Below are 13,230 nucleotides of genomic sequence, written 5' to 3'. Positions count from 1 at the left end.
GACCGCGTGATGTCCATCGCCGGGAAGGTGCGCTTGTCAGCGACCTTGCGATCAAGGATGAGCTCGGAGTTACCGGTGCCCTTGAACTCTTCGAAGATCACTTCGTCCATGCGCGAGCCGGTATCGATCAGCGCGGTCGCGATGATGGTCAGCGAGCCGCCTTCCTCGATGTTACGCGCGGCGCCGAAGAAGCGCTTCGGCCGCTGCAGGGCGTTGGCATCGACACCGCCGGTCAGCACCTTGCCGGATGACGGCACGACGGTGTTGTAGGCGCGGCCGAGGCGGGTGATCGAGTCGAGCAGGATGACCACGTCGCGGCCGTGTTCGACCAGGCGCTTGGCCTTCTCGATCACCATCTCCGCGACCTGGACGTGACGCGAGGCCGGCTCGTCGAAGGTCGAGGACACGACCTCGCCCTTCACCGAGCGCTGCATGTCGGTCACTTCTTCCGGACGCTCGTCGATGAGAAGCACGATCAGATAGCATTCCGGATGGTTGGCCGTGATCGAGTGCGCGATGTTCTGCAGCAGAACGGTCTTGCCGGTGCGCGGCGGCGCGACCACGAGGGCGCGCTGGCCCTTGCCGATCGGCGCAACGATGTCGATGACGCGGGCCGACAGATCCTTCTTGGTCGGATCCTCGTGCTCCATCTTCAGCCGCTCGTTCGGATAGAGCGGCGTCAGGTTGTCGAAATTGATCTTGTGGCGCGCCTTATCCGGGTCTTCGAAATTGATCGTGTTGACCTTGAGCAGCGCGAAATAGCGTTCGCCTTCCTTGGGCGAGCGGATATGGCCTTCGACGGTATCGCCGGTGCGCAGGCCGAAACGGCGGATCTGCGAGGGCGAAACGTAGATGTCGTCCGGGCCGGGCAGGTAATTCGCCTCGGGCGAGCGGAGAAATCCGAATCCGTCGGACAGAACTTCGACCACGCCTTCGCCGACGATGTCGATCTCCTTGGCGGCGAGCTGCTTGAGAATCGCGAACATCAGCTCCTGCTTGCGCAGCGTGCTGGCGTTCTCGATCTCCTGCTCTTCGGCAAAGGAGAGAAGTTCAACGGGGGTTTTGGTCTTGAGGTCTTGAAGCTTTACTTCCCGCATCGGGGGCAGTCCTTGGCGTGAGGATCACCGGCGCCAGACGAAAAATCGAAACAGCGGCGGCGATTCAGGAGGAGGAGTCCGCAGGTCTTGCCGGAAGGTCTTGCCGAAAGTTTTGGCTGACGGGCCTTAACGCCCCGGCCGATGCTTGCGCCCTTACGGATACACCGCTGGCGCTGTTTGGCATCCGCCTGCGTTCGGGGGGATGTATGGAAGATACGGACAGGCTGACGATTCCGCAAGTGGCCGTTCTGTGACAGCGGCCGGCGGCTGTTGACATCAGAACGGCTTGAGCACCACCACGAACACGATCAGGATCATGAGGACCGTCGGTACCTCATTGAGATACCTATAGAATTTCTGGCTGTGCCGATTGCGGTCGTTGGCGAAGTCGCGGGTCAGCCGGACCAACCAGCCATGAATTCCGGACATCGCAAGGACCAGCGCCAGCTTCGCGTGGAGCCAGCCCGATTTGAAAAATCCGGCATCCCAGGCGAGCCAGAGGCCCAGAATCCAGGTCGCGATCATCGCCGGATTGATGATGGCCTTGAGGAGCCGGCGCTCCATCACCTTAAAGGTCTCGGACTGCTTCGACCCTGGCTCCGCCTCGCAGTGATAGACGAACAGACGAGGCAGATAGAGCATCCCGGCCATCCAGGCGATGACCGCGATGATGTGCAGCGATTTGAGGGAGAGGTAGAGCATGATCTGCCTTATCCCTCCCCCACAGGGGGAGGGTGGCCGGCAAAGCCGGCCGGGTGGGGGATCTTCAACGCAGCGTCGATAGCTTCAAGAACGCCTGCGAGATTTGTATCAATCTCATTATTCCAAAAGCGAAGCACGCGAAATCCATCTTCGTTGAACTTCGCATCACGCATTCGATCGCGAACCTGATGAAGATCGAAGCTGTGCTGTCCGCCATCAACCTCGACGATCAGCTTTTTCCGCAGACATACGAAGTCGACGACAAACCCATGGCGCGGTGCTTGCCGTCGAAAATGATATCCGCGCTTTCTCCAGGATCTCAGGTGAACCCACAGCTTTACTTCCTGCGGGGTCATGGTCTTGCGCAAACCTCGGGCAATCTCGTTCGCCATGTCCCGGTCGCCTTCGGCGACCACCCTCCCCCTAGGGGGAGGGATAAGCGCCTCGGAACGACCTTCCTGAGCTACCCCCGCACCCGCCGCAGCATCTGCTCGACATTGGCGATCGGTGTTTCCGGCGTGATGCCGTGGCCGAGATTGAAGATGAACGGCCCGTCCGAGAATGCGCGCATCACCGCATCGACCGATTCATCGAGTGCCCGGCCGCCGGCGATCAGCACCAGCGGATCGAGATTGCCCTGCACCGGCTTCAGCTTCTGCACGCGATCGCGCGCGAATGTCTTGTCGATCATCCAGTCGAGCCCGACCGCATTGACCGGCACCTCGCTGGCATAGTGCGCGAGCGACGCGCCGGCGCCGCGCGGAAATCCGATGATCTTCGCGTCCGGAATGGCCTCGCGGATCGCAAGCACGATGCGCCGCGTCGGTGCGATCGACCAGCGCGCGAATTCTTCAGGCGGCAGAACGCCCGCCCAGGTGTCAAAGATCTGCACCGCGTCGACGCCGGCCTTGAGCTGACGGATCAGATATTCGGCGGAAGCCTTCACCAGGATATCGATCAGCTGATCGAAAGCGTCCGGATGCCTGTAGGCGAACAGCCGCGCCGGCGCCTGGTCCGGCGTGCCGTGGCCGGCGATCATGTAGGTCGCGACCGTCCATGGCGCGCCGCAAAAGCCGAGAAAGGTGACATGTTCGGGCAGCTGCGGCTTCACCAGCCGGATTGTCTCGTAAACCGGGTCGAGCTTTCCGTGATCGATCTCGCGGCGGATCTCCTGAATGCTCCGCGGCTCGGTGATCGGTTCGAGTTTCGGTCCTTCGCCCACAACAAAATCGACCGTCCGGCCGAGGGCGTAAGGAATCACTAAGATATCGGAGAACAGGATCGCCCCGTCGAAATTGAACCTGCGGATCGGTTGCAGCGTCACTTCGGCGGCGAGTTGTGGGTTGAAACAGAGGTTGAGGAACGAACCGGCTTTCTCGCGCGTTGCGCGATACTCGGGAAGATAACGGCCCGCCTGCCGCATCATCCAGACCGGAGGGATCTTTTCGCGATGGCCGTTTAGCACATTGAGGAGGGGTTTGTTCACAACACTGCTCACCACCGACATCCTTCCCTTTAAGACTCTTAGAATCTTCTCTTCAGTTTCTTTTACGCGGTTGATTTGACTCACGAGTCATTCGTGCAGTTTTCCGGACCGGTTCTTCACACATCCCCGGTTCCCCGCCAGCCTTGTTCACATTCATCAACAGGGTCCAAGGCCTTGAATCTCAAGCCTTGATAGGCGCGCGTCCCGGGAAACGCAGCTGTCGTCCAGATCACAACACACCATCGGAAATTTGGCGGATTCTGTCCAACCGGGCAGCAATGTGGACCGTTGGGCCGGTCGGCCGTCCGGTCGCCTTGCGCTTTGCGTTTCGGCGTGGCCTTCTCCCCAGAAGCGCACAATCTGTTCTGTGCATTTCCCGGGCTGGACGACCACTTTGCCGCATCGAAACCCGAGCTATTTCCATCTCCATCTGGTCTCGGACTCCACGGGCGAAACCCTGACCACGGTGGCGCACGCGGCGGCTGCCCAATACGCGCACATCTCGCCGATCGAGCATGTTTATCCGCTGATCCGGACCCAGAAGCAGCTCGACCGGGTGCTGACCGAGATCGAGGAAGCCCCCGGGATCGTGCTCTACACCCTGCTCGACGAAGAATTGATCGGGCGGCTGGAGAAGAAGTGCGAGGAACTCAGCCTGCCCTGCCGATCGATCCTGGGGCCGGTGCTGCGGGTGTTCCAGTCCTATCTCGGCACCACGACCACGCCGCGCGTCGGCGCCCAGCACACGCTGAATGCCGAGTATTTCAAGCGCATCGACGCGCTGAACTACACCATGCTGCATGACGACGGCCAGCATCTGGACGGTCTCGAACAGGCCGATGTCGTGCTGGTCGGCGTCTCGCGCACGTCGAAAACGCCGACCTCGATCTATCTGGCCAATCGCGGCGTGAAGACCGGCAATTACCCGCTGGTCCCGGGGGTGCCGGTGCCGCCGCAGCTGGAACGCTTGACGAAACCGCTGGTCGTGGGGTTATTCGCGAGCCCGGAACGCATCGTGCAGATCCGGCAGAACAGGCTTCTTGGTTTGAAAGCGCACCACAACGAAGCGGCGTATATCGACCGGCAGGCGGTGGCGGAGGAGATCAACTTCTCCCGCAAGCTTTGCGCCCGTCACAATTGGCCGCTGATTGACGTGTCGCGTCGCTCGATCGAGGAGACCGCGGCCGCCGTGCTCCAGCTTCTCACCGAGCGGCGCCGGGCGCCGTCGCTCTAGATGCAGTTCTGGTCCGCTCCGGCTCCGCTGATCCTGGCCTCGAAAAGTCTGGCCCGCCGCACCATGCTGAGCGCGGCCGGCATTCCGATCGAAATCATGCAGGCGCAGATCGACGAACGCGCGATCGAACGCACGCTCGGTGCCAAACGCGATCCCGACGAACTGGCGCTGCTGTTGTCCTGGGAAAAGGCGAGCGCCGTATCGCACAAGATGCCGTCGCGGATTGTGGTCGGCGCCGACCAGACGCTGGCGATGGGTTCTGTCCGTTTCAACAAGCCGGCGGATCGTGACGAGGCGCGCGAACAATTGCAGCTCCTGCGCGGGAACAGCCACACGCTGCATTCGGCGGTGACGCTGGTGCAGGATGGCTCGGTGCTGTTCAAGATCGTCGATACCGCGCGGCTGCGCATGCGCCCATTTTCGGACCGGTTCCTCGAGGAATATCTGGAAGCCGCGGGTCCCTCGGTGACAGAGAGCGTCGGCGGCTATCAGCTCGAAAAGCTGGGCGTGCATTTGTTCGAGCGCGTGGAAGGCGATTACTTCACAATTCTCGGCATGCCTCTTCTGCCGCTGCTCGCATTTCTGCGGCAGCAGGGCTTCCTGAAGGAATAGCTTCGGCATTCTTCGCCATGATCATTCTCGGCCTCACCGGCTCCATCGGCATGGGCAAGTCGACCACCGCGCGTCTGTTCGCGGAGGAGGGTGTGCCGGTGCATGACGCGGATGCCGCCGTCCACGCGCTTTACGAGGGCGAAGCCGTGCCGCTGGTGGAACAGGCTTTTCCCGGCACGACGCGGGACGGCAAGGTCGATCGTGCGCTGCTTGCGAAAGCGGTGGTCGGCAATGCCGACGCTATGAAGCGGCTCGAGGCCATCGTGCATCCGCTGGTTGCCAAGACGCGCGAAAAATTTCTTGCCGATGCGCGAGCGATGGGGGCGAAAGTGACGGTGCTCGACGTGCCGTTGCTCTTCGAGACCGGCGGCGAAAATCTCGTCGATGCCGTGGTTGTGGTGTCGGCTGCGCCCGACATCCAGCGCGAGCGTGTGATGGAACGGCCGGGAATGACCGCCGAGAAATTCGAAGCATTGCTCGCCAAGCAGATACCCGATGCGCAAAAGCGCAGCCGCGCCGACTATATCGTGGATAGCGGGCAAGGCGTCGAACCGGCCCGCGCCCAGGTGCGCGAAATCCTGAAGAAGGTTGCTACAATGACGCCGAAACGTTGATTCGGCCGGTTTCTTTCGGTTTGCAGGCTTTGCGCGAGATCGTCTTCGACACTGAAACCACGGGACTCGACCCGGTGCAGGGGCACCGGCTGGTCGAGATCGGCTGTGTCGAATTGCTGAACCGGTTTCCGACCGGGCGCACGTTTCACAAATATCTCAATCCCGAACGCGACATGCCGATCGAAGCCTTCAACGTGCACGGGCTGTCGATCGAGTTCCTGAGTCAGCACGGTCTGTTTCGGGACGTCGCGGACGAATTTCTGGATTTCATCGGCGATGCGCCGCTGGTCGCGCATAACGGCTATTTCGATCTCGCCTTTATCAATTCCGAACTCGATCTCGCCAAGCGTACGACCTTCGCGCGGGACCGGATCATCGACACGCTGATGCTGGCGCGCCGCAAGCATCCGGGTCAGTCGAACAAGCTCGACGATCTGTGTGCGCGCTACAAGATCGACAACTCGAAGCGCACCAAGCACGGCGCATTGCTCGACGCCGAACTGCTCGCCGAAGTGTATATCGAGCTGACCGACGCGCGGCAGACAACGCTCGGTCTTGTGGCGACCAGTTCGCGGACGGTGATTGCCGGAGGTAAAGGCGCTGTCGTACGCGCTCGACCTGCGCCGCTTCCGCCACGCGTCACCGACGAGGAGCGTGCCGCGCATGCGGCATTCGTCGCAACGCTCGGTGACGCTGCGGTGTGGCGGAGCTATACGGAACTATATAGAGACGCCGTCTGATTGATGCGGCTTGCCCCGTGAGGGCCGCGCTTGCGCGGCGCCTCGGGACGACAGCGTGAGCAGGTCAGCTCGGCTGCTGCTGTCCGGTCTGCTCCGACAGCTTCTGACGATACAGCCCGACGAAATCGACCGGATCGATATAGAGCGGCGGGAAGCCACCATTGCGCACGGCCGATGCGATGATCTCGCGTGCGAACGGGAACAGCAGCCGCGGGCATTCAATCATCAGCACCGGATGAATGCTTTCCTGCGGCACATTCTGGATCCGGAAGACGCCGCCATACACGAGATCGAACGCGAACAGGATCGAGTTGCCGATTTCCGCCTTGCCCTCGATCTTCAGGTCGATCTCGAAATCGGACTGAAGGGGCGACGCGTTGACGTTAATCTGGATATTGATCTGCGGCTGCTGATTGGAGGGCTGCAGCGAACGGGGAGCGTTCGGATTCTCGAACGAGAAATCCTTCACATACTGAGCCAGCACGTTGAGCTGCGGTGCAGCTTCGGTAGCGGCCTGCGGCCCGCCATTGGTCGAGTTCGCCATCGTCAATCCTGGTTGGGCGCCGCGACCGGGCGCCAGCGGCGGTGTGGCTAACACACGCTTTCGAGGGGAACAAGGATTCGAGGATCAGGTTCGCCGCGATCGCTTCGGAGGGACCTTCGGCTGTTCGTCGTGATTGTCGCGGATGTGCCGGTCCGGCATGTCGCGCCATTGGCTCCGGTCCAGTTCGAGGACGCGGCCGGCCGGCCGGGCACGTCCAATGGGAACATGGTTGATAAGGCGTTGCTGGATCGCCGGAAACAGCAGCAGCAATCCGATACAGTCGGTGATGAAGCCGGGCAGAACCAGCAGAAGGCCGCCAAGCGTGGTCAGGACCCCACTGGACCGCGCAGCGGGTGCGCCGAAATCGCGCTGAGACAAAATGTCTGCGACGCGGCCCGCAAGACGCCGGCCCATCCGCGCCAGCACGCCAAAGCCCAGCACCGACGTCGCCATCAGCGCCACCACGGCGATGAATGACCCGAAAGTCCATGCCACCATGAGGAAAACCGCGGCTTCGGCCATAACGAGGCCTAAAAGTCCGAACAGGATCAGCTTTCCGATCGGCATCGGCGCGTTCCCAATCGCGGTCTCGTGTTGGCCTTTGGGGCCGGGATCGTCTAAAATCTGCTTGAAGCTCAGTTTTTGGCTCGAAGCGACCTATGGCCAAGACCGTCCGGGTGCTTAGATTATAGCGCCGGGCGGCTCTGCACCGCTTTCGGGCCGACGTGGCGGCCCCGTCTGTCCCCAGGGCTGCAAAGGCATTCGCGACGTGTTCGATATCTACACCATCATCTTCCTGGCGCTGGCGATTTTCATTTTCATTCGCCTGCGCAGCGTGCTGGGTCAGCGCACAGGACGCGAGCGTCCGCCGTATGACCCATATTCCGCCCGCGACGCGCGGGCTCCCGCGAGTGACAAGGTTGTGACCTTGCCCACCCGGAACGCCGAAACGATGGCGCGTCCGGTGGAACCGGCCCCCGATCGCTGGAAGGGGATCGCCGCCGAGGGAAGCGCCGTCGCCTCCGGGCTGGACGCCATCGCCGCCGCCGACCGCAGTTTCGACGCCAAACATTTCGTGACCGGCGCCCGCGCCGCCTACGAGATGATCGTCGGCGCATTTGCAGCCGGCGACCGCAAGAGCCTGAAGGGGCTGCTGTCGCGGGAAGTCTATGACGGCTTCGATGCCGCCATCCGCGACCGCGAGGCCAAGGGCGAAACGGTCGAAAATAAATTTGTGTCGCTCGACACCGCGGACATCATCGCGGCCGAATTGCGCAACAATACTGCGCAGGTCACGGTGCGCTTTGTCTCGCAGCTGATCTCGGCAACGCGCGACAAGTCTGGCAACGTGATCGACGGGAGCCCCGACAAGGTGACCGAAGTCACCGACGTCTGGACTTTTGCGCGAGACGTGACGGCACGCGATCCGAACTGGAAGCTGGTCGCGACCGAAGCCGCACAGTGACTTGATGGGGATGGCCAGGGTTTGATTGGGGCGACGTGGCGGACATTGGGGGCTTTGAACGCGCGCCATCTTCGGTGCGCCGGGCTGGCTCTTGCGATCGCCGCGGCTCCTCTCCTCGCGCTGCAGTCTTCATCGGCGTCAAAAGCCGAAACAAAGGCTGGCGCGACCGCCTCTTCGAAAAAATCCGCCCGCGCGAAAGTCGGAAAGAAGCGCGTTGCGAAGGCGCATCCGCTCAAGATTCCCAACAGCAATTTCGAACCACTGGCTTGGCACGAGATCCCTGGCTGGATCGAGGATGACCATGGCGAAGCGTTCTCGGCTTTTCTCGCGAGCTGCAGATCGATCCTGCGGAGTTCGGTGAAAGCGCGCGCCGAACGCGGCGAGACCTATCGCGCGCTGTTTGAAGTTTGCGGACGCGCTGTCGCCGCGGTGCCGCTCGACGAAACCGGCGCGCGTCATTTCTTCGAACAGAATTTCCGCCCCGTCAGACTGAGCGCGGAGGGTGCGACCGAGGGCTTCTTCACCGGTTATTACGAGCCGGTGGTCGAGGGCGCCCGCTGGCCGAGCGATGTCTACACGACGCCGCTATACGCACGTCCGCCGGATCTCGTGACGCAGCGGCTGCGGCGCTCCGGCGGCAAGGGCAAGGCCGGCAAGCGCATCGTGAAGCGCAGCACCGCTCCCTATTACGATCGCACGCAGATCGAGGAGGGCGCGATCGCCGGCCGCGATCTCGAGATCGTGTGGCTGAAGGATCCTGTCGATGCGTTCTTCGCCGAGATCCAGGGCTCGGTGCGCGTGCGCCTTGAGGACGGCAAGGTGATCCGGCTGAACTATGCCGACAAGAACGGACACCCCTATTTCGCGGTCGGCTCGGTGCTTATCCAACGCGGCATCGTGACGCGCGAAGACATTTCGATGCAGAAGATCCGGGAATTCATGGAGAAGAACCCGGAGGAAGGCAAAGAGCTGCGGCGGATGAACAAGTCCTATGTGTTCTTCCGCGAAACCGATCTCGGCGAGCACGACGAAGCGATCGGCGCGCAGGGCATCTCCCTGACGGCTGCGCGCTCGATCGCGGTCGATCGCAAGATCCACACTTACGGCATGCCGGTCTTCATCAATGCGCTGCTGCCGATCGTCAGCGAGAAGCCGGACACCTGGTTCCGGCGCTTGATGATCGCTCAGGATACCGGTGGTGCGATCATCGGACCGGCGCGTGCGGATATCTATCTCGGAGCAGGCGACGAGGCCGCGCGCGCAGCCGGTCGCTTCAAGCATAACGGCCAGTTCGTGATGCTGATCCCGAACGAGCTCGATCCGGACGATCAGGCGCTCGGCATGCCGCTGCCGCAGCCGCGGCCGAAGGATACGAGCCTCGTCGCAAGCGTCACGCCTTCGCATCCGCGCCCCGGAGATCAAACGTCTGCGGTGCCGGCCGCAGCGACACCCGTTTCCTTTGCCCCGACGCCAAAACCCGATCCGCGCGACAAGCCGCAAAGCGTGGCGCGTGGCGAAACCTCCGCGGCAGCGAAGCCGCAGGCCGCGCCAGAGCCGAAGCCAAAGCAAACGCCAGCGCCCAAACTCTCGTCGGCTCCTGCTACGAAACCTGCAGCGCCCGGGGCGAATCCGGCGCCGGCCACACCGGCCAGGCCTGCAGCAACGGCCCCGGCCGCAAAACCGGCGGCGGCGACCGCCCAGGCCAAGCCGGAGGCTGCACCGGCCAAGAAGCCCGCCGCAACCGGCGGCGGCAATCCATTCCCGAAGCCGATCTCCTCGCCGCCCGCAGCGAAGCCGGCTCCGAAGAGCAAACCCAAGCCATCGGATAAGCCGGCATCATGACCGCGGGCGGAAGCCGCAGGGGCCGGCGGCTTTCATCGGACGACATCGCGCTCTGGGAAGGTGTCACCAAATCCGTACGTCCGCTGCGCAAACGCGTGCGCATCGCGGAGCCATCCGCAGGCGCGGTGCAAACTCATCCGCCGAAAATGGCGAAGGCGCCCAAGCATGTCGCGACAGCGACGGTGCCACCTGCCCCCGCTCCCGCGCCCGCACCGAAAAAGCCGCCGCCACTTGCATCGCTCGATCGCAAGGCGAAGCAGAAGATCGCGCGCGGGCACGATGCCATCGATGCGCGGCTCGATCTACATGGTCACACGCAAGCCGAAGCGCATGATGCCTTGCTCCGCTTTCTGCGACGGACGCAGGCGCGCGGCGGGCGCGTGGTCCTCGTGATCACCGGCAAGGGCGTTCGCGGCGAACACGATCGCGGCATATTGAGGCGCGCGGTGCCGATGTGGCTCGCGCTTCCGGAATTCCGTCAGCTCGTAATTGGCTTCGATTCCGCCGCAATCACGCACGGCGGCGAGGGCGCGTTGTACGTGCGGCTGAGAAAGACGCGCGAGCGACCTTGACCCTATCCTTCCCCTGACAGGGGCGGGATGCCGTCGTCAAAACCTCACGGTCGCGAACAGCTTCACCGTGCGGCCTGGCTGAAGCACCTCATTCTTCTTGAACGATTGCGCGAACCGCACGTCGTCGTTCAGAAGATTGTCGCCGACGATTCCGAGCTTGAATTCGGACAGGCCGGCCGGATCGCCGCGCAGCTTCGACGTATAGCTGATCTCGGCCTTCAGGAGATCGTAGCCGCCGGTCTGCGTCTCGTAGTCGGCGATGTCGTTCTGCGGGAAGGCATGCAGCAGCCCGACGCGCGCGAACCATTGTCCGTCGCGATAATAGACGCCGCCGCCAAGCCGCTGCGGCGGGATGCGGGGCACATTGCTGCCGTCGGTGAAGGTCGCGCGCACAATGTCGTAGCGACCGTCGATACCCCAGACGCCGCGCGCGAGTGGAGCGACGTCATACTGCGCCTGCACCTCCGCGCCGCGGAATGTTGCGTCGCGCTGGTCGTAGACCGCCTGCGCGAGCGCGAGCGCGAGCGTGGGATCGTGGGCGCAACTTGCGAAGTCCTCGCCGCAACGCTGACCCGTAAGGTTGCGAAAGATAAAGCCGTCGAAGCGCGTATAGAACGCACTCGCCTCGAAGCGCAGCGGACCCTTGGCGCGGCGCAATCCGACCTCGACCGAGTGGGTGACTTCCGTTCGCAGATCCGGGTTGCCGATGTCGAATGTGCCGGTTGCTTCATGCACGCCGCGCGACAGAAGTTCCGGCGCGCGGGGGGCGCGTTCGACGTGCTGGGCGGTGATGCTGGCAACGAGCTCGCCCGGCAGATCCTGAAGAAAGCCGATCGCCCCGTTGATCGGCATGAATGAGCGGTCGCGCCGGATATTGAGGTCGGGATCGACGAACAGGTCCGGCACTGCGCCCTTCACGACATTACTTTCGATGCGGCCCGCGAGCTGAAGGCGCTGCGTCGTGTTGAAGCGCAGCTCGTTGAACATGTAGCCCGCGACGCTGCGCGTGGTGTTCGGATCGAACAATCCGCCTTCGACGCCGGGAGCATTGAGTGTCTCGCGGCCGGCCTGAAGGCCGATCGCTGTCGTGAGTGCAGCGAAACGCAGATCGAAGGGCTGCAGCTGGACTTCGATACGGCCTTCCCTCTGATTGCTCAGGAAATATTGCTGCTCGCCATAGAAGCCGCCTTCATCGGCAATTTCGGCGTGCCGGTAATCGGTCGAGCCGAGCCAGTAGCGGATGGTTTCCACCGCGAGGCTGTCCGGCCGAAACTCGCCCTTGCTGGTGAGCTTCGTCTGCTTCATGTCGATGCTGGTTCGGGTTTCCGTCGCTTCCTGGCCGGGCACCTGATACTTGCTGTCCATGGTCGCGTAGGCGAAGCCGAAATAGCCGCGGTCGAACACGTACGAGCCGCCGATGGAATTGCCGTTTGAACGGTGCGCGGAATTCGGCTGCCATCGATTGACGAGCGGCGCAGGCTCTTCGGGAAACAGATACGGATAGGACGGAATCTTGTAGTCGCCGGAATTGCGGCCCCATATGTCCGCGTGGATCGCAAAGTTGCCGGCGCCGGTATCGAGCAGCATCGCGCCCTCGCGGCCGCGGTCGACACTGGTCACCGCTCCGCGCCCTTCGAATGCGAGTCCTCGCTGCGGAATCGCGGTCGGAATGCGGTTGTTCTCCGCATTGACCACACCGCCGATCGCCTGCGAACCGAAGCGCAAGGTGGCCGGGCCGCGGATGACCTCGACCGATTGCGCGGCAAGCGGGTCGAGCGGCACCGCGTGATCCTCGCCGAGCTCGGAGACGCCGCTCGCGCCGATGCCGTTCTCCTGGATGCGCACGCGGTAATTATCGAGACCGCGGATGATCGGCCGCGAGGCTGCCCCCGGCGCAAAACCGGACGACGCGATGCCGGGCTTATCCTGCAGGATTTCACCGAGCGTCTGGCCGGTTGCGCGATCGATCTCGCCGCGCGGCATGACGGTGACGGTCGCGAACTGGTCGACCACAACCCGGAGAGTGCCCAGGTAAAGCTCCGGGCTCGGGGCCGGCGCTGGGGCGTCGAATGACGTTTCGGGAGCTGTGTCGCGCGGGCCCGGAGTCCGGGCAGGGCGCACGGCGCGTCGGACGATGGGGCTCGCCGTGACGGTAATCGAGGGCAGCTCGACGGCCTGACTATGGGCGGGCACGTCCGGAAGGAGTAACGAAATCGGTGTGATAGCGGCGGCAAGTCGGACGGCCATCGAGGTTCCCCAAGTACGTTATGTTATAACATAACAATCTGAGGCCGGCCGCTGTCAATGAGGGGCCGGGTGTGG

The 13,230-nt window shown here is 63.0% G+C and carries 14 protein-coding genes; 7 read left to right on the top strand and 7 right to left on the bottom strand.

Annotated features, from left to right (window positions below; all coding sequences use genetic code 11):
• The 4 genes from rho to hemE all read right to left on the bottom strand — a co-directional run.
• On the bottom strand, positions 1 to 1,097 hold a 1,097-nt coding region (gene rho / locus VNZ93_RS00285; protein ID WP_325698388.1), incomplete at its 3' end, for a transcription termination factor Rho.
• A 276-nt stretch (positions 1,098 to 1,373) separates the two neighbouring features.
• Entirely contained in the window at positions 1,374 to 1,799 is a 426-nt protein-coding gene (gene hemJ, locus VNZ93_RS00280) for a protoporphyrinogen oxidase HemJ (RefSeq protein WP_325698385.1), read from the bottom strand.
• Positions 1,800 to 1,807: 8 nt separating this feature from the next.
• Positions 1,808 to 2,191 (bottom strand): endonuclease domain-containing protein, encoded by a 384-nt coding sequence (locus VNZ93_RS00275; RefSeq protein ID WP_325698382.1) that lies wholly within the window; start codon positions 2,189 to 2,191, stop codon positions 1,808 to 1,810.
• Between the two features lie 71 nt (positions 2,192 to 2,262).
• The gene (gene hemE / locus VNZ93_RS00270) at positions 2,263 to 3,297 is read right to left on the bottom strand and encodes a uroporphyrinogen decarboxylase (RefSeq protein WP_414709935.1); all 1,035 of its coding nucleotides are present in this window, start codon (positions 3,295 to 3,297) and stop codon (positions 2,263 to 2,265) included.
• A gap of 382 nt (positions 3,298 to 3,679) precedes the next feature.
• Between hemE and VNZ93_RS00265 the strand changes: the two genes are divergently transcribed.
• The 4 genes from VNZ93_RS00265 to dnaQ are packed head-to-tail and all read left to right on the top strand — an operon-like array spanning position 3,680 to position 6,485.
• The gene (locus VNZ93_RS00265) at positions 3,680 to 4,519 is read left to right on the top strand and encodes a pyruvate, water dikinase regulatory protein (protein WP_325698377.1); all 840 of its coding nucleotides are present in this window, start codon (positions 3,680 to 3,682) and stop codon (positions 4,517 to 4,519) included.
• Positions 4,520 to 5,131, top strand: a complete 612-nt coding sequence (locus tag VNZ93_RS00260) for a Maf family protein (protein WP_325698374.1) — start codon at positions 4,520 to 4,522, stop codon at positions 5,129 to 5,131.
• A 17-nt stretch (positions 5,132 to 5,148) separates the two neighbouring features.
• On the top strand, positions 5,149 to 5,745 hold the full coding sequence (gene coaE / locus VNZ93_RS00255; RefSeq protein WP_325698371.1) for a dephospho-CoA kinase: 597 nt from the start codon (positions 5,149 to 5,151) through the stop codon (positions 5,743 to 5,745).
• A gap of 29 nt (positions 5,746 to 5,774) precedes the next feature.
• On the top strand, positions 5,775 to 6,485 hold the full coding sequence (gene dnaQ / locus VNZ93_RS00250) for a DNA polymerase III subunit epsilon (RefSeq protein ID WP_325698398.1): 711 nt from the start codon (positions 5,775 to 5,777) through the stop codon (positions 6,483 to 6,485).
• Positions 6,486 to 6,549: 64 nt separating this feature from the next.
• Here dnaQ and secB read toward each other — a convergent pair whose 3' ends face one another.
• Together secB and VNZ93_RS00240 are read right to left on the bottom strand one after the other, a co-directional pair.
• The gene (gene secB / locus VNZ93_RS00245) at positions 6,550 to 7,029 is read right to left on the bottom strand and encodes a protein-export chaperone SecB (protein ID WP_325698369.1); all 480 of its coding nucleotides are present in this window, start codon (positions 7,027 to 7,029) and stop codon (positions 6,550 to 6,552) included.
• A gap of 84 nt (positions 7,030 to 7,113) precedes the next feature.
• Complete coding sequence (locus tag VNZ93_RS00240; RefSeq protein WP_325698366.1) at positions 7,114 to 7,596, bottom strand: FxsA family protein; 483 nt, start codon at positions 7,594 to 7,596, stop codon at positions 7,114 to 7,116.
• A gap of 202 nt (positions 7,597 to 7,798) precedes the next feature.
• On the opposite strand from VNZ93_RS00240, the gene VNZ93_RS00235 reads away from it, so the two are divergent.
• From VNZ93_RS00235 to VNZ93_RS00225, 3 genes are read left to right on the top strand one after another with little or no spacing between them, the layout of a single operon-like run.
• A complete protein-coding gene (locus VNZ93_RS00235) occupies positions 7,799 to 8,494 on the top strand; it encodes a Tim44/TimA family putative adaptor protein (protein ID WP_325698364.1) in 696 nt (231 codons plus the stop codon).
• 54 nt (positions 8,495 to 8,548) lie between these two features.
• Positions 8,549 to 10,336, top strand: a complete 1,788-nt coding sequence (locus VNZ93_RS00230; RefSeq protein ID WP_325698361.1) for an MltA domain-containing protein — start codon at positions 8,549 to 8,551, stop codon at positions 10,334 to 10,336.
• Entirely contained in the window at positions 10,333 to 10,908 is a 576-nt protein-coding gene (locus VNZ93_RS00225) for a Smr/MutS family protein (RefSeq protein WP_325698358.1), read from the top strand. The genes VNZ93_RS00230 and VNZ93_RS00225 overlap by 4 nt, the downstream gene beginning before the upstream one ends.
• A gap of 36 nt (positions 10,909 to 10,944) precedes the next feature.
• On the opposite strand, the gene VNZ93_RS00220 is transcribed toward VNZ93_RS00225, so the two are convergent.
• A complete protein-coding gene (locus VNZ93_RS00220) occupies positions 10,945 to 13,155 on the bottom strand; it encodes a TonB-dependent receptor (RefSeq protein WP_325698355.1) in 2,211 nt (736 codons plus the stop codon).
• Between the last annotated feature and the right edge of the window lie 75 nt (positions 13,156 to 13,230).

This window comes from Pseudorhodoplanes sp. (assembly GCF_035565795.1).
In the GTDB taxonomy this organism is placed as follows: domain Bacteria; phylum Pseudomonadota; class Alphaproteobacteria; order Rhizobiales; family Xanthobacteraceae; genus Pseudorhodoplanes.
Note: the sequence above shows the minus strand (reverse complement) of the source record. Positions and strands in the feature narration are given on the sequence as shown.

Excerpts from the sequence above, each read along its gene's own strand:
- VNZ93_RS00240 (WP_325698366.1), bottom strand. The coding sequence starts at position 7,596 with ATGCCGATCGGAAAGCTGATCCTGTTCGGACTTTTAGGCCTCGTTATG.
- VNZ93_RS00260 (WP_325698374.1), top strand. The coding sequence starts at position 4,520 with ATGCAGTTCTGGTCCGCTCCGGCTCCGCTGATCCTGGCCTCGAAAAGT.
- hemJ (WP_325698385.1), bottom strand. The coding sequence starts at position 1,799 with ATGCTCTACCTCTCCCTCAAATCGCTGCACATCATCGCGGTCATCGCC.
- VNZ93_RS00225 (WP_325698358.1), top strand. The coding sequence starts at position 10,333 with ATGACCGCGGGCGGAAGCCGCAGGGGCCGGCGGCTTTCATCGGACGAC.
- coaE (WP_325698371.1), top strand. The coding sequence starts at position 5,149 with ATGATCATTCTCGGCCTCACCGGCTCCATCGGCATGGGCAAGTCGACC.
- secB (WP_325698369.1), bottom strand. The coding sequence starts at position 7,029 with ATGGCGAACTCGACCAATGGCGGGCCGCAGGCCGCTACCGAAGCTGCA.
- VNZ93_RS00220 (WP_325698355.1), bottom strand. The coding sequence starts at position 13,155 with ATGGCCGTCCGACTTGCCGCCGCTATCACACCGATTTCGTTACTCCTT.
- VNZ93_RS00275 (WP_325698382.1), bottom strand. The coding sequence starts at position 2,191 with ATGGCGAACGAGATTGCCCGAGGTTTGCGCAAGACCATGACCCCGCAG.